17 protein-coding genes and 1 pseudogene are annotated in these 24,404 nt (G+C 51.7%); 12 read left to right on the top strand and 6 right to left on the bottom strand.

Annotated features, from left to right (window positions below; genetic code table 11):
* Positions 1 to 20: 20 nt before the first annotated feature.
* The 4 genes from ycaQ to ACJHXB_RS12655 all read left to right on the top strand — a co-directional run bounded on the left by ycaQ (position 21) and on the right by ACJHXB_RS12655 (position 3,277).
* Positions 21 to 1,253: a crosslink repair DNA glycosylase YcaQ gene (gene ycaQ, locus ACJHXB_RS12670; RefSeq protein WP_000056542.1), complete on the top strand. Its 1,233-nt coding sequence runs from the start codon at positions 21 to 23 to the stop codon at positions 1,251 to 1,253.
* Positions 1,254 to 1,304: 51 nt separating this feature from the next.
* A complete protein-coding gene (ycaR, locus tag ACJHXB_RS12665; RefSeq protein WP_000350058.1) occupies positions 1,305 to 1,487 on the top strand; it encodes a protein YcaR in 183 nt (60 codons plus the stop codon).
* On the top strand, positions 1,484 to 2,230 hold the full coding sequence (kdsB, locus tag ACJHXB_RS12660) for a 3-deoxy-manno-octulosonate cytidylyltransferase (RefSeq protein ID WP_000011612.1): 747 nt from the start codon (positions 1,484 to 1,486) through the stop codon (positions 2,228 to 2,230). Before ycaR ends, kdsB begins: the two co-directional genes overlap by 4 nt.
* Before the next feature lie 153 nt (positions 2,231 to 2,383).
* The gene (locus ACJHXB_RS12655) at positions 2,384 to 3,277 is read left to right on the top strand and encodes a YcbJ family phosphotransferase (protein WP_000436922.1); all 894 of its coding nucleotides are present in this window, start codon (positions 2,384 to 2,386) and stop codon (positions 3,275 to 3,277) included.
* Here ACJHXB_RS12655 and elyC read toward each other — a convergent pair whose 3' ends face one another.
* A complete protein-coding gene (gene elyC / locus ACJHXB_RS12650) occupies positions 3,278 to 4,033 on the bottom strand; it encodes an envelope biogenesis factor ElyC (RefSeq protein ID WP_000899598.1) in 756 nt (251 codons plus the stop codon). It lies immediately after the preceding gene.
* Between the two features lie 135 nt (positions 4,034 to 4,168).
* Between elyC and cmoM the strand changes: the two genes are divergently transcribed.
* The 7 genes from cmoM to gloC all read left to right on the top strand — a co-directional run bounded on the left by cmoM (position 4,169) and on the right by gloC (position 14,929).
* Positions 4,169 to 4,954, top strand: a complete 786-nt coding sequence (cmoM, locus tag ACJHXB_RS12645; protein ID WP_001469538.1) for a tRNA uridine 5-oxyacetic acid(34) methyltransferase CmoM — start codon at positions 4,169 to 4,171, stop codon at positions 4,952 to 4,954.
* The gene (mukF, locus tag ACJHXB_RS12640; RefSeq protein ID WP_001288850.1) at positions 4,951 to 6,273 is read left to right on the top strand and encodes a chromosome partition protein MukF; all 1,323 of its coding nucleotides are present in this window, start codon (positions 4,951 to 4,953) and stop codon (positions 6,271 to 6,273) included. The genes cmoM and mukF overlap by 4 nt, the downstream gene beginning before the upstream one ends.
* The gene (gene mukE / locus ACJHXB_RS12635; protein WP_001469539.1) at positions 6,254 to 6,958 is read left to right on the top strand and encodes a chromosome partition protein MukE; all 705 of its coding nucleotides are present in this window, start codon (positions 6,254 to 6,256) and stop codon (positions 6,956 to 6,958) included. Before mukF ends, mukE begins: the two co-directional genes overlap by 20 nt.
* Positions 6,958 to 11,418 carry a chromosome partition protein MukB gene (mukB, locus tag ACJHXB_RS12630; protein WP_000572620.1) on the top strand — a complete coding sequence of 1,487 codons (4,461 nt, stop codon included), beginning with the start codon at positions 6,958 to 6,960 and terminating at the stop codon, positions 11,416 to 11,418. The genes mukE and mukB overlap by 1 nt, the downstream gene beginning before the upstream one ends.
* A gap of 260 nt (positions 11,419 to 11,678) precedes the next feature.
* Complete coding sequence (gene ldtD, locus ACJHXB_RS12625; protein ID WP_000925997.1) at positions 11,679 to 13,526, top strand: L,D-transpeptidase; 1,848 nt, start codon at positions 11,679 to 11,681, stop codon at positions 13,524 to 13,526.
* Positions 13,527 to 13,706: 180 nt separating this feature from the next.
* Positions 13,707 to 14,255 carry a YcbK family protein gene (locus ACJHXB_RS12620; RefSeq protein WP_001605195.1) on the top strand — a complete coding sequence of 183 codons (549 nt, stop codon included), beginning with the start codon at positions 13,707 to 13,709 and terminating at the stop codon, positions 14,253 to 14,255.
* Between the two features lie 26 nt (positions 14,256 to 14,281).
* Entirely contained in the window at positions 14,282 to 14,929 is a 648-nt protein-coding gene (gloC, locus tag ACJHXB_RS12615) for a hydroxyacylglutathione hydrolase GloC (RefSeq protein WP_001109450.1), read from the top strand.
* Positions 14,930 to 14,979: 50 nt separating this feature from the next.
* On the opposite strand, the gene aspC is transcribed toward gloC, so the two are convergent.
* The 4 genes from aspC to pncB form a co-directional block, all read right to left on the bottom strand.
* Positions 14,980 to 16,170, bottom strand: a complete 1,191-nt coding sequence (gene aspC, locus ACJHXB_RS12610; RefSeq protein WP_000462687.1) for an aspartate transaminase — start codon at positions 16,168 to 16,170, stop codon at positions 14,980 to 14,982.
* Positions 16,171 to 16,354: 184 nt separating this feature from the next.
* Positions 16,355 to 17,443, bottom strand: a complete 1,089-nt coding sequence (gene ompF, locus ACJHXB_RS12605; protein ID WP_000977917.1) for a porin OmpF — start codon at positions 17,441 to 17,443, stop codon at positions 16,355 to 16,357.
* A gap of 601 nt (positions 17,444 to 18,044) precedes the next feature.
* Positions 18,045 to 19,445 carry an asparagine--tRNA ligase gene (asnS, locus tag ACJHXB_RS12600; RefSeq protein WP_000117881.1) on the bottom strand — a complete coding sequence of 467 codons (1,401 nt, stop codon included), beginning with the start codon at positions 19,443 to 19,445 and terminating at the stop codon, positions 18,045 to 18,047.
* Between the two features lie 169 nt (positions 19,446 to 19,614).
* Complete coding sequence (gene pncB / locus ACJHXB_RS12595; protein WP_001305916.1) at positions 19,615 to 20,817, bottom strand: nicotinate phosphoribosyltransferase; 1,203 nt, start codon at positions 20,815 to 20,817, stop codon at positions 19,615 to 19,617.
* Between the two features lie 265 nt (positions 20,818 to 21,082).
* Between pncB and pepN the strand changes: the two genes are divergently transcribed.
* Positions 21,083 to 23,695 carry an aminopeptidase N gene (gene pepN / locus ACJHXB_RS12590; protein WP_000193811.1) on the top strand — a complete coding sequence of 871 codons (2,613 nt, stop codon included), beginning with the start codon at positions 21,083 to 21,085 and terminating at the stop codon, positions 23,693 to 23,695.
* A 67-nt stretch (positions 23,696 to 23,762) separates the two neighbouring features.
* Here pepN and ACJHXB_RS12585 read toward each other — a convergent pair.
* Positions 23,763 to 24,404, bottom strand: a pseudogene (locus tag ACJHXB_RS12585) (IS3-like element IS1397 family transposase); the annotation flags it as partial.

Genomic DNA, 24,404 nt, shown 5'->3' with positions numbered 1-24,404 from the left:
TTCGATTGATGGAGTCATGAATGTCGCTGCCGCACCTCTCTCTTGCTGATGCGCGTAATCTTCACCTCGCCGCGCAAGGCCTGTTAAACAAACCCCGCCGTCGAGCGTCGTTGGAGGATATTCCGGCAACGATCTCCCGCATGTCCTTGCTGCAAATCGATACCATTAATATTGTTGCCCGTAGTCCATATCTGGTGCTTTTCAGTCGTCTGGGAAATTATCCTGCGCAATGGCTGGATGAGTCTCTGGCGCGTGGCGAATTAATGGAATACTGGGCGCATGAAGCCTGCTTTATGCCGCGTAGCGACTTTCGTCTTATTCGCCACCGCATGCTGGCACCTGAAAAAATGGGCTGGAAATACAAAGACGCCTGGATGCAGGAACATGAGGCGGAAATTGCACAGTTAATTCAGCATATTCATGATAAGGGGCCGGTACGTTCAGCCGATTTTGAGCATCCTCGTAAAGGTGCAAGCGGCTGGTGGGAGTGGAAGCCGCATAAACGGCATCTGGAAGGTTTATTTACAGCCGGGAAAGTGATGGTGATTGAACGGCGCAACTTCCAGCGCGTTTATGATTTAACCTACCGTGTCATGCCTGACTGGGATGATGAGCGCGATCTCGTTTCGCAAACAGAAGCAGAAATCATCATGCTGGATAACAGTGCGCGTAGCCTGGGAATATTCCGCGAACAGTGGCTGGCAGATTACTATCGGCTGAAACGTCCGGCACTGGCAGCGTGGCGCGAAGCGAGGGCTGAACAGCGGCAAATCATTGCTGTGCATGTTGAAAAATTGGGCAATCTTTGGCTGCATGCTGATTTGCTGCCGCTACTCGAGCGTGCGCTGGCCGGAAAGCTCACTGCAACGCACAGCGCGGTACTTTCGCCTTTTGATCCTGTTGTCTGGGATCGTAAACGCGCAGAGCAGCTTTTTGATTTTAGCTACCGGCTGGAGTGCTATACCCCAGCGCCGAAACGCCAGTATGGCTATTTTGTTCTGCCGTTATTACATCGTGGGCAATTAGTTGGGCGAATGGATGCCAAAATGCATCGCCAGACAGGCATCCTTGAAGTTATCTCTCTGTGGTTACAGGAAGGCATTAAACCAACGACAACGCTGCAAAAAGGGTTACGTCAGGCGATTACTGATTTCGCTAACTGGCAGCAGGCAACGCGGGTGACATTAGGACGCTGCCCGCAAGGCCTCTTTACTGATTGCCGCACCGGCTGGGAAATAGACCCCGTCGCATAAATGATTATGATAAGATTTATGCATTCATAACCCGATCCATCTGGAGGAACTATGGATCATCGTCTGCTTGAAATCATTGCCTGCCCGGTTTGCAACGGAAAACTTTGGTATAACCAGGAAAAACAAGAACTTATTTGCAAACTGGACAACCTGGCTTTCCCGCTGCGCGATGGCATTCCAGTGTTGCTGGAAACGGAAGCCCGCGTGCTGACTGCTGATGAGAGTAAATCATGAGTTTTGTGGTCATTATTCCCGCGCGCTACGCGTCCACGCGTCTGCCCGGTAAACCATTGGTTGATATTAACGGCAAACCCATGATTGTTCATGTTCTTGAACGCGCGCGCGAATCAGGTGCCGAGCGCATCATCGTGGCAACCGATCATGAGGATGTTGCCCGCGCTGTTGAAGCCGCTGGCGGCGAAGTATGTATGACGCGCGCCGATCATCAGTCAGGTACAGAACGTCTGGCGGAAGTTGTCGAAAAATGTGCATTCAGCGACGACACGGTGATCGTTAATGTGCAGGGGGATGAACCGATGATCCCTGCGACAATCATTCGTCAGGTTGCTGATAATCTCGCCCAGCGTCAGGTGGGTATGGCGACTCTGGCGGTGCCAATCCACAATGCAGAGGAAGCGTTTAACCCGAATGCGGTGAAAGTGGTCCTCGACGCTGAAGGGTATGCACTGTACTTCTCTCGCGCCACCATTCCTTGGGATCGTGATCGTTTTGCAAAAGGCCTTGAAACCGTTGGCGATAACTTCCTGCGTCATCTTGGTATTTATGGCTACCGTGCAGGCTTTATCCGTCGTTACGTCAACTGGCAGCCAAGTCCGTTAGAACACATCGAAATGTTAGAGCAGCTTCGTGTTCTGTGGTACGGCGAAAAAATCCATGTTGCTGTCGCCCAGGAAGTTCCTGGCACAGGTGTGGATACCCCTGAAGATCTCGAGCGCGTTCGCGCTGAAATGCGCTAATTTCACTTCACGACACTCCAGCCAATTTTGGGAGGAGTGTCGTACCGTTACGATTTTCCTCAATTTTTCTTTTCAACAATTGATCTCATTCAGGTGACATCTTTTATATTGGCGCTCATTATGAAAGCAGTAGCTTTTATGAGGGTAATCTGAATGGAACAGCTGCGTGCCGAATTAAGCCATTTACTGGGCGAAAAACTCAGTCGTATTGAGTGCGTCAATGAAAAAGCGGATACGGCGTTGTGGGCTTTGTATGACAGCCAGGGAAACCCAATGCCGTTAATGGCAAGAAGCTTTAGTACGCCCGGAAAAGCCCGACAACTGGCATGGAAAACCACCATGCTGGCAAGAAGTGGGACTGTCCGTATGCCGACTATTTATGGTGTGATGACGCATGAAGAACACCCCGGCCCCGATGTCCTGCTACTGGAGCGGATGCGTGGTGTTTCGGTGGAGGCACCAGCCCGAACACCAGAACGCTGGGAACAACTCAAAGATCAAATCGTTGAAGCCTTACTGGCCTGGCACCGTCAGGACAGTCGCGGTTGCGTCGGCGCGGTCGACAATACTCAGGAAAATTTCTGGCCCTCATGGTACCGGCAACATGTTGAAGTGCTATGGACCACGCTCAATCAGTTCAATAACACCGGTCTAACGATGCAGGATAAGCGGATCCTGTTTCGTACTCGCGAATGTCTCCCGGCATTATTTGAAGGCTTTAACGACAATTGTGTGCTGATTCACGGTAACTTCTGTTTACGCAGCATGCTGAAAGATTCGCGCAGCGATCAGTTACTGGCGATGGTCGGGCCGGGACTAATGCTTTGGGCACCGCGAGAATACGAACTGTTCCGACTAATGGATAATTCTCTGGCGGAAGATTTGCTCTGGAGTTACCTGCAACGCGCGCCAGTGGCGGAGTCATTCATCTGGCGGCGTTGGTTGTATGTGTTATGGGATGAAGTTGCGCAACTGGTTAATACCGGACGATTTAGTCGGCGCAACTTCGATCTGGCATCAAAATCACTCTTGCCGTGGCTCGCCTGACTAACCTTTTAGCCACTGCCAGATGCGGCCAAGCGTTTCATAGCCAACACGATCGCTATGCATCAACCAAACCGGAGAAGGGATTGCCCGTTCCCACGGATTAAGCGGCGAGTCGATGGCCAACTGATTCGCCGGGGCTGGCAGCGGATTTAGCCCTTCCTGCTGAAAAAAGATCATCGCCCGCGGCAGATGTGATGCGGAGGTCACCAGCAGGAAAGGGGCGTCACCAATTGCCTGTTTCACTGCCGCAGCTTCTTCTTCGGTATCTTTTGGCAAATCCAGAGTGATAATTTGCTCGCGCGGCACGCCCAGCGATTGCGCAACTCGGGCACCTACTTCGGCTGTACTCACCGTATTGGTTTTTGCTACGCCTCCCGTGAAGATCAGTTTTGATCCCGGATTTTCGCGCCATAAGCGAATACCTTCATTCAGGCGGGGCAGACTGTTATTGATTAAATTCGAGCTTGGTGCCCACTGCGGGTTCCAGGTATAACCACCTCCGAGCACCACGATATAGTCCACTTTTTGCGAATTATTCCATGTCGGATAGGTGCTTTCGATGGGACGCAGCAGGCGGTCGGCTACCGGTTGCAAACTCAATAACAAGAGCGCCAGCCACCCAATGCTAATAAAAATCTTCCCGGTTTTTTGAAAACGGCTAAACCACAGCAGCGCCAGGCCAGCGCCAATAATCAACAACATCAGCGGAAGTGGCAGCAACATATTGCCAATCACTTTTTTCAGTGTAAAAAGCATCCTTTCTGGTTCCTTTTTTAACCATATAGCAAGGGATCGCCAGCGATATTACACCAGACGGGTTCATTCTCGCCGTGGCTGTGACAAAATAGCGTCTTTATCAGAAAACGTCTTAGCCAACCGGTGGAGAAAGCAATGCAGGATCGCAATTTTGATGATATTGCGGAAAAGTTTTCCCGTAACATTTACGGCACCACCAAAGGGCAGCTTCGACAGGCTATTCTGTGGCAGGATCTCGATCGCTTGCTGGCGGAAATAGGCCCGCAAAAACTGCGTGTGCTGGATGCTGGCGGTGGAGAAGGGCAGACCGCAATCAAAATGGCCGAGCGTGGGCATCAGGTCATTTTATGCGATCTTTCTGCGCAGATGATCGACCGCGCAAAACAGGCGGCAGAAGCAAAAGGTGTGAGCGACAACATGCAATTTATACATTGCGCCGCTCAGGATGTTGCTTCGCATTTGGAAACGCCCGTTGATCTGATATTGTTCCATGCGGTGCTCGAGTGGGTGGCCGATCCCCGCAGCGTATTACAGACCCTGTGGTCAGTGTTGCGTCCAGGCGGTGTGTTGTCGTTAATGTTCTACAATGCGCATGGCTTGCTGATGCATAACATGGTCGCCGGGAATTTTGATTACGTGCAGGCGGGAATGCCGAAAAAGAAAAAACGGACGCTTTCGCCAGATTATCCACGCGACCCGGCGCAGGTTTATCTGTGGCTGGAAGAAGCTGGTTGGCAAATTATGGGTAAGACAGGCGTTCGTGTGTTTCATGATTATCTGCGCGAGAAGCACCAGCAGCGCGACTGCTATGAAGCATTACTTGAATTAGAAACGCGTTATTGCCGTCAGGAACCGTATATTACCCTGGGGCGTTATATTCATGTCACCGCGCGCAAACCGCAGAGCAAGGATAAAGTATGAGTGAATTTTCCCAGACAGTCCCCGAACTGGTTGCCTGGGCCAGAAAAAATGACTTCTCCATCTCGCTGCCGGTAGACCGACTCTCTTTTCTGCTGGCGGTTGCCACGCTGAACGGCGAGCGTCTGGATGGTGAGATGAGTGAAGGCGAGCTGGTGGATGCATTCCGCCATGTGAGTGATGCGTTTGAGCAAACCAGCGAAACCATCGGCGTGCGCGCCAACAACGCGATCAACGACATGGTGCGTCAACGTCTGCTGAACCGCTTTACCAGCGAGCAGGCGGAAGGGAACGCAATTTACCGTCTGACGCCGCTCGGCATCGGCATTACTGACTATTACATCCGTCAGCGCGAGTTTTCTACGCTGCGCCTTTCTATGCAGTTGTCGATTGTGGCGGGTGAACTCAAACGCGCAGCTGATGCCGCCGAAGAGGGCGGAGATGAATTTCACTGGCACCGTAATGTCTATGCGCCACTGAAATATTCGGTAGCAGAAATTTTCGACAGTATCGACCTGACGCAACGTCTGATGGACGAACAGCAGCAGCAGGTGAAGGACGATATCGCCCAGTTGCTGAACAAAGACTGGCGGGCAGCGATTTCCAGCTGTGAATTGTTGCTTTCAGAAACTTCCGGCACGCTGCGTGAATTGCAGGATACGCTGGAAGCGGCAGGCGACAAATTGCAGGCTAATCTGTTGCGCATTCAGGATGCGACGATGACCCATGACGATCTGCACTTTGTCGATCGTTTGGTGTTCGATCTGCAGAGCAAACTCGACCGTATTATCAGCTGGGGCCAGCAATCCATCGACTTGTGGATTGGCTACGACCGCCACGTACACAAATTTATTCGTACTGCGATCGATATGGATAAAAACCGCGTCTTTGCTCAGCGGTTACGTCAGTCGGTACAAACCTATTTTGATGAGCCGTGGGCGCTAACTTATGCCAATGCCGATCGTCTGCTGGATATGCGTGACGAAGAGATGGCACTGCGCGATGAAGAAGTGACTGGGGAACTTCCTGAGGATCTGGAGTACGAAGAGTTTAACGAGATCCGCGAACAGCTGGCGGCTATCATCGAAGAACAACTTGCCGTGTACAAAACCAGACAAGTGCCGCTGGATCTTGGTCTGGTGGTACGCGAATATCTGTCACAGTATCCGCGTGCACGTCACTTTGACGTTGCGCGCATTGTTATTGATCAGGCGGTACGTCTTGGCGTAGCGCAAGCAGATTTCACCGGACTGCCAGCGAAATGGCAGCCGATTAATGATTACGGAGCCAAGGTACAGGCGCATGTCATCGACAAATATTGAACAAGTGATGCCGGTTAAGCTGGCGCAGGCGCTGGCGAATCCGTTATTTCCGGCGCTGGATAGCGCCTTACGTTCAGGCCGCCATATTGGCCTCGACGAACTGGATAATCATGCATTCCTGATGGATTTTCAGGAATATCTGGAAGAGTTTTACGCGCGTTATAACGTTGAGCTTATTCGCGCACCGGAAGGGTTCTTCTATTTACGCCCACGTTCCACCACTCTTATCCCGCGTTCCGTCTTGTCGGAACTGGATATGATGGTCGGGAAAATCCTCTGTTATCTCTATCTCAGCCCGGAACGGCTGGCGAATGAGGGGATTTTTACTCAACAGGAACTGTACGACGAACTGCTCACCCTGGCCGATGAAGCGAAACTGCTGAAACTGGTGAACAACCGTTCAACCGGTTCAGACGTTGACCGTCAGAAGTTGCAGGAAAAAGTACGTTCTTCGCTCAACCGTCTGCGTCGTTTAGGCATGGTGTGGTTTATGGGCCACGACAGCAGCAAGTTCCGCATTACCGAATCGGTGTTCCGCTTCGGAGCCGATGTGCGTGCTGGCGAGGATCCCCGTGAAGCACAGCGTCGCCTGATTCGTGATGGCGAAGCAATGCCGATTGAAAATCATCTGCAACTCAACGATGAAACCGAAGAGAGTCAGCCAGATAGCGGAGAGGAAGAATAATGATTGAACGCGGTAAATTTCGCTCACTGACGCTGATTAACTGGAACGGCTTTTTTGCCCGAACTTTTGACCTTGACGAGCTGGTCACGACGCTTTCTGGCGGTAACGGGGCGGGTAAATCCACCACCATGGCGGCGTTCGTTACGGCGCTGATCCCCGACCTGACCCTGCTGCATTTCCGTAACACTACGGAAGCCGGGGCCACCAGCGGTTCGCGTGATAAAGGTCTGCACGGTAAGCTGAAAGCGGGTGTCTGTTATTCGATGCTCGACACCATTAACTCGCGCCACCAGCGCGTGGTGGTCGGTGTGCGTCTGCAACAGGTTGCCGGACGCGATCGTAAAGTGGATATCAAACCATTTGCCATTCAGGGCCTGCCGATGTCGGTGCTGCCGACGCAGTTGGTGACCGAAACCCTGAACGAACGCCAGGCGCGCGTGCTGCCGCTTAACGAGCTGAAAGACAAGCTCGAGGCGATGGAAGGCGTGCAGTTTAAACAGTTCAACTCCATTACCGATTACCACTCGCTGATGTTCGATCTGGGCATCATCGCGCGTCGTCTGCGCTCCGCATCTGACCGTAGCAAATTCTATCGTCTGATCGAAGCCTCGCTGTATGGCGGGATCTCCAGCGCCATTACTCGTTCTCTGCGCGACTACCTGTTGCCGGAAAACAGCGGGGTGCGTAAAGCGTTCCAGGACATGGAAGCGGCACTGCGTGAAAATCGCATGACGCTGGAAGCGATTCGTGTCACCCAGTCGGACCGTGACCTGTTTAAGCATCTGATCAGCGAAGCCACCAACTACGTGGCGGCGGACTACATGCGTCACGCCAACGAGCGCCGTGTCCATCTCGACAAAGCCCTGGAATTTCGTCGCGAGCTACATACTTCGCGTCAGCAACTGGCGGCTGAGCAGTACAAACACGTCGATATGGCGCGTGAGCTGGCAGAGCACAACGGTGCCGAAGGCGATCTGGAAGCGGATTATCAGGCGGCCAGCGATCACCTGAACCTGGTGCAAACCGCACTGCGTCAGCAGGAGAAGATCGAACGTTACGAAGCGGATCTCGATGAGCTGCAGATCCGTCTGGAAGAGCAAAACGAAGTGGTGGCAGAAGCCATCGAACGCCAGGAAGAGAACGAGGCTCGTGCGGAAGCTGCCGAACTGGAAGTGGACGAGCTGAAAAGCCAGCTTGCTGACTATCAGCAGGCGCTGGACGTCCAGCAAACGCGCGCGATCCAGTATAACCAGGCGATTGCTGCGCTTAATCGTGCCAAAGAACTGTGCCATCTGCCGGACTTAACCGCCGACAGCGCCGCCGAATGGCTGGAAACCTTCCAGGCGAAAGAGCTGGAAGCGACTGAAAAAATGCTCTCTCTTGAGCAGAAAATGAGCATGGCGCAAACCGCGCACAGCCAGTTTGAGCAGGCTTATCAGCTGGTGGTGGCAATCAACGGCCCGCTGGCGCGTAACGAGGCGTGGGATGTCGCTCGCGAACTGCTGCGCGAAGGGGTCGATCAGCGTCACCTGGCAGAGCAGGTTCAGCCGTTGCGGATGCGCTTAAGCGAACTGGAACAGCGTCTGCGTGAGCAGCAAGAAGCTGAGCGTCTGCTGGCAGATTTCTGCAAACGTCAGGGCAAGAATTTTGATATTGATGAACTGGAAGCTCTGCATCAGGAGCTGGAAGCACGCATTGCCTCTCTTTCCGATAGCGTCTCTAACGCCCGCGAAGAGCGCATGGCACTGCGCCAGGAACAGGAACAGCTGCAGTCTCGCATTCAGAGTTTGATGCAGCGTGCGCCGGTTTGGCTGGCAGCGCAAAACAGTCTCAACCAGTTGAGCGAACAGTGCGGCGAAGAGTTCACCTCCAGCCAGGACGTCACTGAATATCTGCAACAGTTGCTGGAGCGTGAGCGCGAGGCGATTGTTGAACGCGATGAAGTAGGCGCGCGTAAAAACGCCGTCGATGAAGAGATCGAACGTTTAAGCCAGCCTGGCGGCTCTGAAGATCAGCGTCTGAACGCGCTGGCGGAGCGTTTTGGCGGCGTGCTGCTGTCAGAAATTTATGATGACGTTAGCCTGGAAGATGCGCCGTACTTCTCGGCGCTGTATGGCCCGTCACGCCACGCCATCGTGGTGCCAGATCTGTCACAGGTAACCGAGCACCTGGAAGGCTTGACCGATTGCCCGGAAGATCTCTATCTGATCGAAGGGGATCCGCAGTCATTCGATGACAGCGTGTTCAGCGTTGATGAGCTGGAAAAAGCGGTGGTGGTGAAAATCGCCGATCGTCAGTGGCGTTATTCACGTTTCCCGGAAGTGCCGCTGTTTGGTCGTGCTGCGCGTGAAAGCCGTATTGAAAGCCTCCATGCCGAGCGTGAAGTGCTTTCCGAACGCTTCGCCACGCTCTCCTTTGATGTACAGAAAACCCAGCGTCTGCATCAGGCGTTCAGCCGCTTTATCGGCAGTCATCTGGCGGTGGCGTTTGAGTCTGATCCGGAAGCAGAAATCCGTCAACTGAACAGCCGTCGCGTCGAACTGGAGCGGGCGCTGAGTAATCATGAAAATGATAACCAGCAGCAGCGTATTCAATTTGAGCAGGCGAAAGAGGGCGTTACGGCGCTGAACCGCATTCTGCCGCGTCTCAACCTGTTGGCTGATGACAGCCTGGCAGATCGCGTCGATGAAATCCGCGAACGTCTGGATGAAGCCCAGGAAGCCGCGCGTTTTGTTCAGCAGTTCGGTAATCAACTGGCGAAACTGGAACCGATCGTTTCGGTATTGCAGAGTGACCCGGAACAGTTCGAACAGTTAAAAGAAGATTACGCGTACTCTCAGCAGATGCAGCGCGATGCCCGTCAGCAGGCGTTTGCCCTGACGGAAGTGGTGCAGCGTCGTGCGCACTTTAGCTACTCTGACTCGGCAGAAATGCTTAGCGGTAACAGCGATCTCAACGAAAAACTGCGTGAACGTCTGGAACAGGCGGAAGCGGAGCGTACCCGCGCGCGTGAAGCGTTGCGCGGACACGCAGCGCAGTTGAGTCAGTACAACCAGGTGCTGGCTTCGCTGAAAAGTTCGTATGACACCAAAAAAGAGCTACTTAACGATCTGCAACGTGAATTGCAGGATATAGGCGTGCGTGCTGATAGCGGGGCAGAAGAGCGGGCACGTATTCGCCGTGACGAGCTGCATGCGCAACTGAGCAATAACCGTTCGCGCCGCAATCAACTGGAAAAAGCGCTCACCTTCTGCGAAGCGGAGATGGACAACCTGACCCGCAAACTGCGCAAGCTGGAGCGTGATTACTTTGAGATGCGCGAGCAGGTAGTGACCGCGAAAGCGGGCTGGTGTGCAGTCATGCGCATGGTGAAAGATAACGGCGTTGAACGCCGCTTACACCGTCGTGAGCTGGCTTATCTCTCCGCTGATGATTTGCGTTCCATGTCGGATAAGGCGTTAGGTGCGCTGCGTCTGGCAGTGGCAGATAACGAACATCTGCGCGATGTGCTGCGCATGTCGGAAGATCCAAAACGTCCGGAACGTAAAATTCAGTTCTTCGTGGCGGTTTATCAGCATCTGCGTGAACGTATTCGTCAGGATATTATTCGTACCGATGATCCGGTGGAAGCTATCGAACAGATGGAGATCGAACTTAGCCGTCTGACCGAAGAATTAACCTCCCGTGAACAGAAACTGGCGATCAGTTCCCGCAGCGTGGCGAACATCATTCGCAAAACCATTCAGCGCGAGCAGAACCGTATCCGTATGCTCAACCAGGGGTTGCAGAACGTATCGTTTGGTCAGGTGAACAGCGTGCGCCTCAACGTGAACGTGCGTGAAACGCACGCCATGCTGCTGGATGTGCTCTCTGAACAGCATGAGCAGCATCAGGATCTGTTTAACAGCAACCGTCTGACCTTCTCGGAAGCGCTGGCGAAATTGTATCAGCGTCTTAATCCGCAGATTGATATGGGGCAGCGCACGCCGCAGACCATTGGCGAAGAACTGCTGGATTACCGCAACTATCTGGAAATGGAAGTTGAGGTTAACCGTGGTTCTGATGGCTGGTTGCGCGCAGAGTCTGGTGCATTGTCGACCGGTGAGGCGATTGGTACCGGTATGTCGATTCTGGTGATGGTGGTACAAAGCTGGGAAGATGAATCTCGCCGCCTGCGCGGTAAAGATATCTCTCCTTGCCGCCTGCTGTTCCTCGATGAAGCAGCGCGACTGGATGCTCGTTCTATCGCCACGCTGTTTGAATTGTGTGAACGTTTGCAAATGCAGCTCATCATCGCAGCGCCGGAAAATATCAGTCCGGAAAAAGGCACCACCTATAAACTGGTGCGTAAAGTCTTCCAGAATACCGAACACGTTCACGTCGTCGGCCTGCGAGGATTTGCGCCGCAACTCCCTGAAACGCTTCCAGGAAGTGACGAAGCGCCTTCCCAGGCGAGTTAAAATGAAGGCGGCAGCAATGCCGCCTTTTCTTTTTCCGAAAACTCCGTTTCTGCACTAAAAAAGTGGCACATTACGGCGCGCTTTTCTTTAAACTTCTTTACATTAGGTTATGTAAAAACGTATCGGCGTTTATATACTGAAGATAAGCCTGATGAGTAACAGGCTTGCTCGTCATACTTTCGTGAGTATTGGCGTTGTACAGGCAAGTCGTAAAATAACAGCCTGGCTATTCAGAGTATGATAAAAACAGGGGGCAAGGGATGTTGCTTAATATGATGTGTGGTCGTCGGCTGTCGGCAATCAGTTTGTGCCTGGCCGTAACATTCGCTCCACTGTTCAATGCGCAGGCCGATGAGCCTGAAGTAATCCCTGGCGACAGCCCGGTGGCTGTCAGTGAACAGGGCGAGGCACTGCCGCAGGCGCAAGCCACGGCAATAATGGCGGGGATCCAGCCATTGCCTGAAGGTGCGGCAGAAAAAGCCCGCACGCAAATCGAATCTCAATTACCCGCAGGTTATAAGCCGGTTTATCTTAACCAGCTTCAACTGTTGTATGCCGCACGCGATATGCAACCCATGTGGGAAAACCGTGATGCTGTTAAAGCCTTCCAGCAACAGCTGGCAGAGGTGGCGATTGCCGGTTTCCAGCCGCAGTTTAATAAATGGGTAGAGTTACTGACCGATCCTGGTGTTAACGGGATGGCACGCGACGTCGTGCTCTCTGATGCGATGATGGGCTATCTCCATTTCATTGCAAATATTCCGGTCAAAGGCACTCGCTGGCTATATAGCAGTAAACCTTATGCGCTTGCAACGCCGCCGCTTTCGGTGATTAACCAATGGCAGCTGGCGCTGGATAAAGGTCAATTGCCGACGTTTGTTGCAGGACTGGCGCCGCAGCATCCGCAATATGCGGCGATGCATGAATCGTTACTGGCCTTACTCAGTGACACCAAACCGTGGCCTCAACTGACCGGTAAAGCAACGTTGCGCCCAGGGCAGTGGAGTAACGACGTACCGGCGTTGCGCGAAATATTGCAACGCACAGGCATGTTGGACGGGGGGCCAAAAATTACTCTCCCTGGCGATGACACGCCAACTGACGCAGTAGTCAGCCCATCCGCTGTTACTGTTGAAACAGCAGAAACTAAGCCGATGGACAAGCAAACGACGTCTCGTAGTAAACCTGCGCCTGCCGTTCGTGCCGCCTACGATAATGAACTGGTGGAAGCCGTAAAACGTTTTCAGGCATGGCAAGGATTGGGGGCAGATGGTGCTATTGGCCCGGCAACGCGTGACTGGTTAAACGTAACGCCCGCCCAGCGTGCTGGCGTGTTGGCACTCAACATCCAGCGATTGCGCTTGCTGCCAACAGAGCTTTCTACCGGGATCATGGTTAACATTCCGGCCTATTCGCTGGTCTACTATCAGAACGGCAATCAGGTGCTGGATTCGCGAGTCATTGTCGGTCGCCCCGATCGCAAAACGCCGATGATGAGCAGTGCACTTAACAACGTAGTGGTAAACCCGCCGTGGAACGTACCACCAACTCTGGCACGCAAAGATATTCTGCCGAAAGTGCGCAACGATCCGGGATATCTCGAAAGCCATGGCTATACGGTGATGCGCGGCTGGAACAGCAGAGAAGCGATTGACCCATGGCAGGTTGACTGGTCTACAATCACGGCCTCGAATTTACCGTTTCGCTTCCAGCAGGCTCCAGGCCCACGGAACTCGCTGGGGCGCTATAAATTCAATATGCCGAGTTCAGAGGCCATTTATTTGCATGACACGCCGAACCACAATCTGTTCAAGCGTGATACACGCGCATTGAGCTCAGGCTGTGTACGAGTGAATAAAGCTTCCGATCTGGCGAATATGCTGTTGCAGGATGCAGGATGGAATGACAAACGTATTTCTGATGCGCTGAAGCAGGGCGATACGCGTTACGTCAATATTCGGCAGTCGATTCCGGTGAATCTCTACTACCTGACTGCCTTTGTTGGTGCAGATGGTCGTACCCAGTATCGTACAGATATTTACAATTATGATCTGCCTGCGCGATCCAGCTCGCAAATCGTATCGAAAGCGGAACAATTAATCAGGTAAATGAAGCAGTTCGGGGAAATCAGTTGTCGTAATAATTAGCATGATCGGGGGCGATTCTCTGCAGCCCCCGTCACTGCTGGGGTTGAGTCATCTTGACGTCTGCTTTACGGGCGGTTAAGGTGCCTCTTGTGCGCCAGAAGTGCATATAAACGATAACATTGACCTGTAGACTTGATTATCATGGACAAATTCGACGCTAATCGCCGCAAACTGCTGGCGCTTGGTGGCGTTGCACTCGGTGCCGCCATCCTGCCGACCCCTGCGTTTGCAACACTCTCTACCCCACGCCCGCGCATTTTGACACTCAATAATCTTCATACCGGAGAGTCAATCAAAGCGGAGTTTTTCGATGGCAGAGGCTATATTCAGGAAGAATTGGCAAAACTTAACCATTTTTTCCGCGATTACCGCGCGAACAAAATAAAGTCCATCGACCCAAGATTGTTCGATCAGTTGTATCGCCTGCAAGGGTTATTAGGTACCCGCAAACCGGTGCAACTCATTTCCGGTTATCGTTCCATTGATACCAACAATGAACTACGCGCCCGCAGCCGTGGAGTAGCGAAGAAAAGCTATCACACGAAAGGGCAGGCGATGGATTTCCATATTGAAGGTATCGCGTTAAGCAATATTCGCAAAGCCGCGTTATCTATGCGCGCAGGTGGTGTAGGATATTACCCACGTAGTAACTTTGTGCATATTGATACCGGGCCAGCACGGCACTGGTAGCAATCGCTTAACGAAACAGGGGCAGTATGAACTATCGTATTATTCCGGTCACCGCATTCTCCCAGAACTGTTCATTGATCTGGTGTGAACAAACCCGTCTGGCCGCACTGGTCGATCCTGGCGGCGATGCGGAAAAAATCAAACAGGAAGTTGACGCCAGCGGCCTGACACTGATGCAGATCCTGCTGACGCATGGTCATCTGGACCACGTTGGTGCAGCGGCGGAACTGGCGCAACATTACGGCGTGCCGGTTTTTGGCCCGGAAAAAGAAGATGAGTTCTGGCTGCAAGGCTTGCCTGCGCAAAGTCGTATGTTTGGTCTGGAAGAGTGCCAGCCGCTGACGCCGGATCGTTGGCTGAACGAAGGCGATACCATCAGCATAGGGAATGTGGCTTTACAGGTGTTACATTGCCCTGGGCATACGCCGGGTCATGTCGTGTTTTTTGATGATCGGGCAAAGCTGCTGATTTCTGGCGACGTTATTTTCAAAGGCGGAGTAGGGCGCAGTGACTTCCCGCGTGGCGATCATAATCAACTGATTTCTTCAATCAAAGATAAGTTGCTGCCACTGGGGGATGACGTGACATTTCTTCCGGGTCACGGACCATTATCCACACTTGGTTGTGAGCGCCTGCATAATCCCTTCCTGCAAGACGAAATGCCCGTCTGGTAAAGGCGCATAAAAAAGCCCGCTTTTTAAGCGGGCTTCATTGTTTTTAACGCTTACAGCACTGCCACAATCGCTTCGCACAGCGGAGCCATGTTATCTGGTGTCATCCCGGCTACGTTCACACGACCAGAAGCAACAGCATACACGCCAAACTCTTCGCGCAGACGCAGCACTTGTTCTTTTGTCAGACCACTGAAGGAGAACATGCCGTTCTGTTTGATGATAAAGCTGAAGTCGCGGTTTGCGCCTTTTTCCTGCAGCGTATTGACGAACAACTGACGCATACGCTGAATACGCTGGCGCATATCAGTCAGCTCTTGTTCCCAAATCGCACGTAATGCATCGTTGCTCAGGATGGTGGCAACAACAGAAGCGCCGTGTGCTGGTGGGTTAGAGTAGTTAGCGCGAATCGCCGCTTTCATTTGGCTGAATGCGCGATCAACGGTTTCACTGTCGGCAGCAACCAGAGTACAAGCGCCAACACGCTCGTTGTACAGGCCAAAGTTTTTAGAGTAGGAACTGGCAACAATCAGCTCTTTATGCATAGCCGCGAAAGCGCGCAGTCCTTCAGCATCTTCTTCCAGACCACGGGCAAAACCCTGGTAAGCGAAGTCAAACAGCGGTAACCAGCCTTTCTCAACGGAAAGTTGTGCCAGTGTCTGCCATTGTTCCAGCGTAGGGTCGATACCGGTTGGGTTATGGCAGCAGCCATGGAACAGCACTACGTCGCCAGCCTGAGCTTCGTTCAGGCTGTTAATCAGTGCATCGAAGTCAAGGGTGTGATTTTCCGCATCATAATAAGCGTATTCACGAACTTCCAGACCTGCAGAGTTAAAGACGCTCTTATGGTTCGGCCAGCTTGGGTTGCTCACCCACACACGCTTAACGCTGGTATTTTTTGCCAGGAAATCGGCAGCCACGCGTAGTGCGCCAGTGCCACCCGGAGTCTGTGCCGTGCGAGCACGTTTGTCATTGATCAGGGCGCTACCTTTACCAAACAGCAGCTCCTGAGTGCAGCGACCAAATTCAGGGATGCCGTCAATGCCGAGGTAATTTTTGGTGGTTTCATTTTCGAGCAGATACTGTTCAGCCTTTTTCACACTGGTCAGTACCGGGGTTTTGCCCGTCTCATCTTTATAGACACCAATCCCGAGGTTAATTTTGCCGGGACGTTCATCGGCACGAAACAGATCGGCCAGGCCCAGAATCGGGTCGGCAGGAGCGGCGGTAATGTTCTCAAACATGACGAGGTTCCATTATGGTTACAGAAGGGAAGTCCGCTATCAGGGTAACGGGAGATTTACAAAATTCCAACTATTACTGATGAAAACGCAGGCTGTTTTTGCAAGACGTGAGATTGCTCTGGAAGGCATAAAAAAAACAGGACCAAAGTCCTGTTTTTTCGGCATTTAACAAAGAGGTGTGCTATTAGAACTGGTAAACGATACCCACAGCAACGGTGTCGTCTGAACCTACGCCCAGTTTGTTGTCAGAATCGATCTGGTTGATGATGTAGTCAACATAGGTGGACATGTTTTTGTTGAAGTAGTAGGTTGCGCCCACTTCAAAGTAGTTCACCAGATCAACATCACCGATACCTTCTACGTCTTTCGCTTTAGATTTGGTGTAAGCGATGGACGGACGCAGACCGAAATCGAACTGGTATTGCGCAACTAACAGAACGTCTTGCGTTTTGTTGGCGAAGCCGCTGATGTTTGTAAATTTATTAGTGATCGGCGTAGCGTTACGGGTTTCACCGTAGTTCGCTGCCAGGTAGATGTTGTTCGCGTCATACTTCAGACCAGTAGCCCACTGTTCAGCTTTTTTACCGTTGCCAAGAGGTTGAGCTTCTTGCAGGTTGGTACGGTCAGCGGCGCCATAAGCACCAACGATACCAAAGCCTTCGTATTCGTAGCTGATAGAACCGCCAACACCGTCGCCGTTAGAGCGGCGTGCAGTGTCACGCTCGTTTTTACCCAGGTACTGAACAGCGAAGTTCAGGCCATCAACCAGACCAAAGAAGTTGGAGTTACGATAGGTAGCAACGCCGCCAACACGACCAACGAAGAAGTCATCGCTGTATGCAGTATCACCACCAAATTCTGGCAGCATATCGGTGTAACCCAGTGCATCATAAACCACACCGTAGTTACGGCCGTAATCGAAAGAACCAACGTCAGCGTATTTAAGACCCGCGAATGCCAGACGCGTTTTGTTACCAGTTTGAGCGTCAGCGCCTTCAGAGTTGTTACCCTGGAAGTTATATTCCCACTGACCATAACCGGTCAGATCGGAATTGATTTGAGTTTCCCCTTTAAAACCAAGACGGGCATAGGTCATGTCGCCATTGCCACCGTAACTGTTTTCACCGTTACCCTTGGAGAAATAATGCAGACCGACAGCTTTACCGTACAGATCTACTTTGTTGCCATCTTTGTTATAGATTTCTGCAGCGTTTGCAGTACCTGCTACTAACAGAGCAGGGACGATCACTGCCAGAATATTGCGCTTCATCATTATTTATTACCCTCATGGTTTTTTTATGACACCTGCCACTGCCGTCAATAAGTTCTGTCAATAAAAATTTACGGAACTATTGATGAGAGTTTGGTGTCTTTATGTGTCTGCAGGCATCTTTCCATTCAAACTAACGTTTCGCTACCGTGAAAGTGCTACAAAGATAAAGATTTGGTTTCAAAAAGAAAAAATATGTAACTAAAAGTAAAAACTAAGGAACTTTGTGAACACCGTCATATTTCCATAGAGGCGTGATGATATTTACAGCAATTTTTATCTATTTATATGATTTCCTTATATTTAAATTAACTAAACGGAAATTTTGTTTCTGATGGAAACTTTATCGACCTGGCACTAAATCCTCATTCAGACATCCAGAATGCCAAAAAATAGTATGAAAATTGTGCTATCAGCTAAGAAAAAACTAATCCGCAATAAGAATGCTGGTTATTTTTTGTGCGTAAATGTTGCAATGTAATATTACGTAACAGGATGATCGTTATGGCGGGGTTGTAAATAGATTGCTTGACTTAACAAACAGATAACTTGACAGAAAGGATAAAAAAAGAGCCAGCGGGTGCTGGCTCTTGAAGACGCTAAATTAGAAGCTGGCGTTACGCGGAGTACGTGGGAACGGAATCACATCACGCACGTTTTGCACACCAGTTACGTAAGCAATCAGGCGTTCAAAACCAAGACCGAAACCTGAATGCGGAACAGTACCGTAGCGACGCAGATCGCGATACCACCAGTAATCTTCTTTATTCAGGCCCATTTCCAGCATACGCTCGTCCAGCACGTCCAGACGTTCTTCACGCTGGGAGCCACCAATGATCTCACCGATGCCCGGAGCCAGAACGTCCATAGCCGCAACGGTTTTACCGTCTTCGTTAAGGCGCATATAGAACGCTTTAATATCTTTCGGATAGTTTTTAACCACTACCGGTGCTTTAAAGTGTTCTTCCGCCAGATAACGCTCATGCTCAGAAGAGAGATCAACGCCCCAGTAAACTGGGTTTTCAAACTTCCTGCCGCAGTTTTCGAGAATAGTCACTGCGTCGGTGTAATCCACCTGCGCAAAATCGGCTTCAATGAAGCGTTCCAGACGTGAAACGGCATCTTTATCTACGCGTTCAGCGAAGAATTTCATGTCGTCAGCGCGTTCTTCGAGAACCGCTTTGAAGACATATTTCAGCATGGCTTCAGCCAGACCCGCGATATCGTTCAGGTTAGCAAACGCCACTTCCGGCTCCAGCATCCAGAATTCCGCCAGGTGACGGCTGGTGTTGGAGTTTTCAGCACGGAAAGTCGGGCCGAAGGTATAAATTTTGGACAATGCGCAAGCGTAGGTTTCGCCGTTCAACTGGCCAGATACGGTCAGGAAAGACTCTTTACCAAAGAAGTCTTTGTCGAAATCCACTTTGCCCTGATCGTTACGCGGCAGGTTTTCCAGATCCAGCGTAGAAACGCGGAACATTTCGCCAGCCCCTTCGGTATCAGACGCAGTAATCAGTGGCGTTGAAACCCAGAAGAATCCCTGCTCGTTAAAGAAGCGATGCAGCGCCTGCGCCAGCGTATGGCGAACGCGCGCGACGGCACCAATCAGGTTTGTGCGCGGACGCAGGTGAGCGACTTCACGCAGATACTCAATGCTGTGGCGTTTTGCCGCCATCGGGTAAGTGTCTGGATCTTCAACCCAACCAGCAACTTCAACCTTGCTGGCCTGAATTTCAAATTGTTGCCCCTGGCCCGGCGATGCCACGACTTTACCCGTCACAATGACCGAGCAACCGGTGGTCAGACGCAGGACGTCTTCATTGTAATTGGGCAGAGAATTATTGATGACAGCCTGTACAGGATCAAAGCAGGAACCGTCATAAACGGCGAGGAAGGAGATGCCAGCTTTTGAATCTCGGCGGGTACGTACCCATCCGCGTACGGTGACTTCGCTGTCAACGGCTACGCGGCCCTGGAGTACGTCGGCTACAGGCACAACGCTCATAATATTCTCTCTGTTAATAGTCGGAAAAAATAAACACTTGTCCACCCGTAAATGGGGGGGATACCTATGTTACCTGGCATCTGCAATCAGACAAGCAGAATTCGCAAATGCAGCGAAAGATTTCGGAATTAAAGGTAAAAAAAGGGAGCCGATTAGCTCCCTGATGATATTAACTGGCTTTTTTAATATGCGGAAGGTCGAACGCTTTGCGCAGCGCCCGAACAAACGCTTTATCGTGGCAGATAGTTTTGCCAGGGCTGTCAGAAAGTTTCGCCACCGGTTTACCGTTACACTCAACCAACTTAATGACAATATTCAGGGGTTTTACCTGGGGGATATCGCAGGTCAGGCGAGTCCCAATACCAAAACTTAATTGCACGCGGGAAGAGAAGTGGCGGTATAGCTCAACCGCTTTGCGTAAATCCAGATTGTCAGAGAAAACCAGCGTTTTACTCTGTGGATCAATTCCCAGCTTCTCATAATGTGCAATGGCTTTTTCACCCCATTCAACCGGGTCGCCGGAGTCATGACGCAGGCCCTGATAGCGACTGGCGAACTCGACACCGAAATCACGCAGGAAAGCATCCATAGTGATGCAGTCGGTTAATGCAATGCCAAGTTGGTCGGGATATTCTTCCAGCCAGGCAGCAAGTGCAGCTCGCTGGCTGTTGGCAAGATCCGGACTGATTTGCTGATGCGCCTGGAACCATTCGTGTGCTTGTGTTCCCATTGGCGTGAGGGAAAGCCGACGCGCCAGATCGTAGTTGCTGGTGCCCACGAACCAGGATTCCTGTTGCAGACGTTTCACGATGGTTTCTTGTACTTCACGAGAAAAACGTCGGCGGGTGCCAAAATCCATCAGATGGAAGCGCGACATATCAAGACCGGCGGTTAATGCCGAGAAGTCGGCTAATTTGCTTTCCAGCGTGTCGAGGGCTTGCGCAACGTCGGCCTGCGGTGAGCGATAGCGATGTACCATTTCACTGATAACCGCCAGCAAAGGAACTTCCCAGAGGATGACTTCACGCCACGGGCCGCTTAAACGAATATCCAGCTTGCCATTATCGTTGGACACGGTGACTTGTTCCGGGTTAAAGCGGAACTCGCGTAGCCAGTTAAGATAGTCGGCCTTAAAGAAAGGCAGGGCTGAGAGCCATTGATATTCATCATCCTGCAGGCGCAGGTGCTGCATCGCCTGAACCTGTTCACGAATAGCATCGGCATAAATACCCAGCAGATCGTCACCTCGGCAACGAAACTCCGCCGCGACATGCACATCGTAATAGTGATGAAACACGGCTTGCTGCATATGCAACTTATAAGCATCTGTATCCAGCAACGAGTGCAGAACAGGAGAAGCGAATTGTGTCATAGGTGCGCAGTAGCGTCCTCGTACAGGAGCGTTTAGTACAATAAACATCTTCAGGAACTGCTGGAGTATACCTTGTTTCGCAATTTATTGAACCCCGATCACACCATATGCCACCTTTCTGGTCGATGGCATTACGCGGTGTATGTTATAAAAATGTAGCAATAAAGGCGTTTGTACCTGAAAAGATGAAGATTCTGCATAGCGCGATTTACGCAACAGGAATAGACTGAACACCAGACTCTATAAAAGATGCTAAAGGTTATTTATGACTCAACAGCCACAAGCCAAATACCGTCACGATTATCGTGCGCCGGATTACCAGATTACTGATATTGACTTGACCTTTGACCTGGACGCGCAAAAGACGGTCGTTACCGCGGTCAGCCAGGCTGTCCGTCATGGTGCATCAGATGCTCCGCTTCGTCTTGATGGCGAAGATCTTAAACTGGTTTCTGTTCATATTAATGATGAGCCGTGGACCGCCTGGAAAGAAGAAGAGGGCGCACTGGTCATCAGTAATTTGCCGGAGCGTTTTACGCTTAAGATCGTTAATGAAATTAGCCCGGCGACGAATACCGCGCTGGAAGGGCTTTATCAGTCAGGCGATGCGCTTTGCACTCAGTGTGAAGCCGAAGGTTTCCGCCATATTACGTATTATCTTGACCGCCCGGACGTGCTGGCGCGTTTTACCACCAAAATTATTGCCGATAAAACCAAATATCCCTTCCTGCTTTCCAACGGTAACCGCGTTGCGCAAGGCGAACTGGAAAACGGACGTCACTGGGTACAGTGGCAGGACCCGTTCCCGAAACCGTGCTACCTGTTTGCGCTGGTGGCAGGCGACTTCGACGTGCTGCGCGACACCTTCACCACGCGTTCTGGTCGCGAAGTTGCGCTGGAGCTGTACGTCGATCGCGGCAACCTTGATCGTGCGCCGTGGGCGATGACCTCGCTGAAAAACTCCATGAAATGGGATGAAGAACGCTTCGGCCTGGAGTATGACCTCGACATCTATATGATCGTCGCGGTGGATTTCTTCAATATGGGCGCAATGGAGAATAAAGGTCTGAATATCTTTAACTCCAAATATGTGCTGGCCCGTACCGACACCGCCACCGATAAAGATTACCTCGATATTGAGCGTGTTATCGGCCATGAATATTTCCATAACTGGACCGGTAACCGTGTGACCTGCCGCGACTGGTTCCAGCTCAGCCTGAAAGAAGGTTTAACCGTCTTCCGCGATCAGGAATTCAGCTCTGACCTTGGTTCCCGCGCGGTAAACCGTATCAACAACGTGCGCACCATGCGCGGATTGCAGTTTGCGGAAGACGCCAGCCCGATGGCGCACCCGATCCGCCCGGATATGGTCATTGAGATGAACAACTTCTACACCCTGACCGTTTACGAGAAGGGCGCGGAAGTGATTCGCATGATCCACACCCTGCTGGGCGAAGAAAACTTCCAGAAAGGGATGCAGCTCTATTTCGAGCGCCATGATGGCAGCGCGGCAACCTGCGACGACTTTGTTCAGGCGATGGAAGATGCGTCGAATGTCGATCTCTCTCATTTCCGCCGTTGGTACAGCCAGTCCGGTACGCCGGTTGTGACCGTCAAAGACGACTATAATCCGGAAACCGAGCAGTACACCCTGACCATCAGCCAGCGCACGCCTGCTACGCCGGATCAGGCAGAAAAACAGCCGCTGCATATTCCGTTTGCCATCGAACTGTATGACAACGAAGGCAAAGTGATCCCGTTGCAGAAAGGCGGTCACCCGGTGAATTCGGTGCTGAACGTCACCCAGGCGGAACAGACCTTTGTCTTTGATAATGTCTACTTTCAGCCGGTGCCTGCGCTGCTGTGCGAATTCTCTGCGCCAGTGAAACTGGAATATAAGTGGAGCGATCAGCAACTGACCTTCCTGATGCGCCATGCGCGTAATGATTTCTCCCGCTGGGATGCGGCGCAAAGCCTGCTGGCAACCTACATCAAGCTCAACGTCGCCCGTCATCAGCAAGGGCAGCCGCTGTCTCTGCCGGTGCATGTGGCTGATGCTTTCCGCGCGGTACTGCTTGATGAGAAGATTGATCCGGCACTGGCGGCAGAAATCCTGACGCTGCCTTCCGTCAATGAAATGGCAGAACTGTTCGATATCATCGACCCGATTGCTATTGCTGAAGTACGCGAAGCACTCACTCGTACTCTGGCGACTGAACTGGCGGATGAGCTACTGGCTATTTACAACGCGAATTACCAGAGCGAGTACCGTGTTGAGCATGAAGATATTGCAAAACGCACTCTGCGAAATGCCTGCCTGCGTTTCCTCGCTTTTGGTGAAACGCATCTGGCTGACGTGCTGGTGAGCAAGCAGTTCCATGAAGCAAACAATATGACCGATGCGCTGGCCGCGCTTTCTGCGGCGGTTGCTGCACAGCTGCCATGCCGTGACGCGCTGATGCAGGAGTACGACGACAAGTGGCATCAGGACGGTCTGGTGATGGATAAATGGTTTATCCTGCAAGCCACCAGCCCGGCGGCAAATGTGCTGGAGACGGTGCGTGGTCTGTTGCAGCATCGCTCATTTACCATGAGCAACCCGAACCGCATTCGTTCGTTGATTGGCGCGTTTGCGGGCAGCAACCCGGCAGCGTTCCATGCCGAAGATGGCAGCGGTTACCAGTTCCTGGTGGAAATGCTTACCGACCTCAACAGCCGTAACCCGCAGGTGGCTTCGCGCCTGATTGAGCCGCTGATTCGCCTGAAGCGTTACGATGCCAAACGTCAGGAGAAAATGCGCGCGGCGCTGGAGCAGTTGAAAGGGCTGGAAAATCTCTCTGGCGATCTGTACGAGAAGATAACTAAAGCACTGGCTTGATACTTTTGAGCCAAAATGCCGGATGCGACGCTTGATGAACTGAACCCCAAAACCTGGACAGTTTCAGTTAACCGGCTTTTTGATGCTCAGTCCGGTATTCTACCGGACTGAGTCCCCCAAGACTGAGTTTTATTCTTTTTTGATTCCAGTAAGTTATGTATTCGTTAACGGCATTTTCCAGCTCTTCTACATTTCTGTAGTCCCGGCGATAGTACATTTCTTCTTTCAGGTGACCAAAGAAGTTCTCCATTACCGCATTATCAAGGCAGTTGCCCTTGCGCGACATGCTCTGCACTAACCCTTTGTCTGCCAGGGCAGACTGATAACTTTTTATCCGGTAATGCCACCCTTGATCACTGTGGAGCAGCGTTTTTTCTCCTTCTGCAAGGCTTTCCAGCCCCTTATTTAACATGCGCTTCACCAGCTCCTCTGTAGGCCTGCAGGCCGTTTCCCACGCCACGATTTCCCCGTTAAACAAATCAAGTATCGGGGACAGGTACAGTTTTTGTCCGCCAGCCCTGAATTCGGTGATATCTGTCACCCATTTCTCACAGGGAGCTTCCGCTTTGAACTGTCGCTGAAGGATATTTTCTGCAGCGAGTCCCATATTTCCCCGGTAAGACCGGTATTTCTTCAGGCGCACAGGAGACTTCAGGCCGAGCTGTTGCATCAGTTTTCGCACTGTTTTGCCACTGAACTTAAGACCTCT

It is taken from the genome of Escherichia sp. WS3227_2, assembly GCF_046486495.1.
Taxonomy (GTDB): domain Bacteria; phylum Pseudomonadota; class Gammaproteobacteria; order Enterobacterales; family Enterobacteriaceae; genus Escherichia; species Escherichia coli.
The sequence above is the reverse complement of the archived record's forward strand: the minus strand, read 5'-3'. Positions and strand labels throughout refer to the sequence as shown.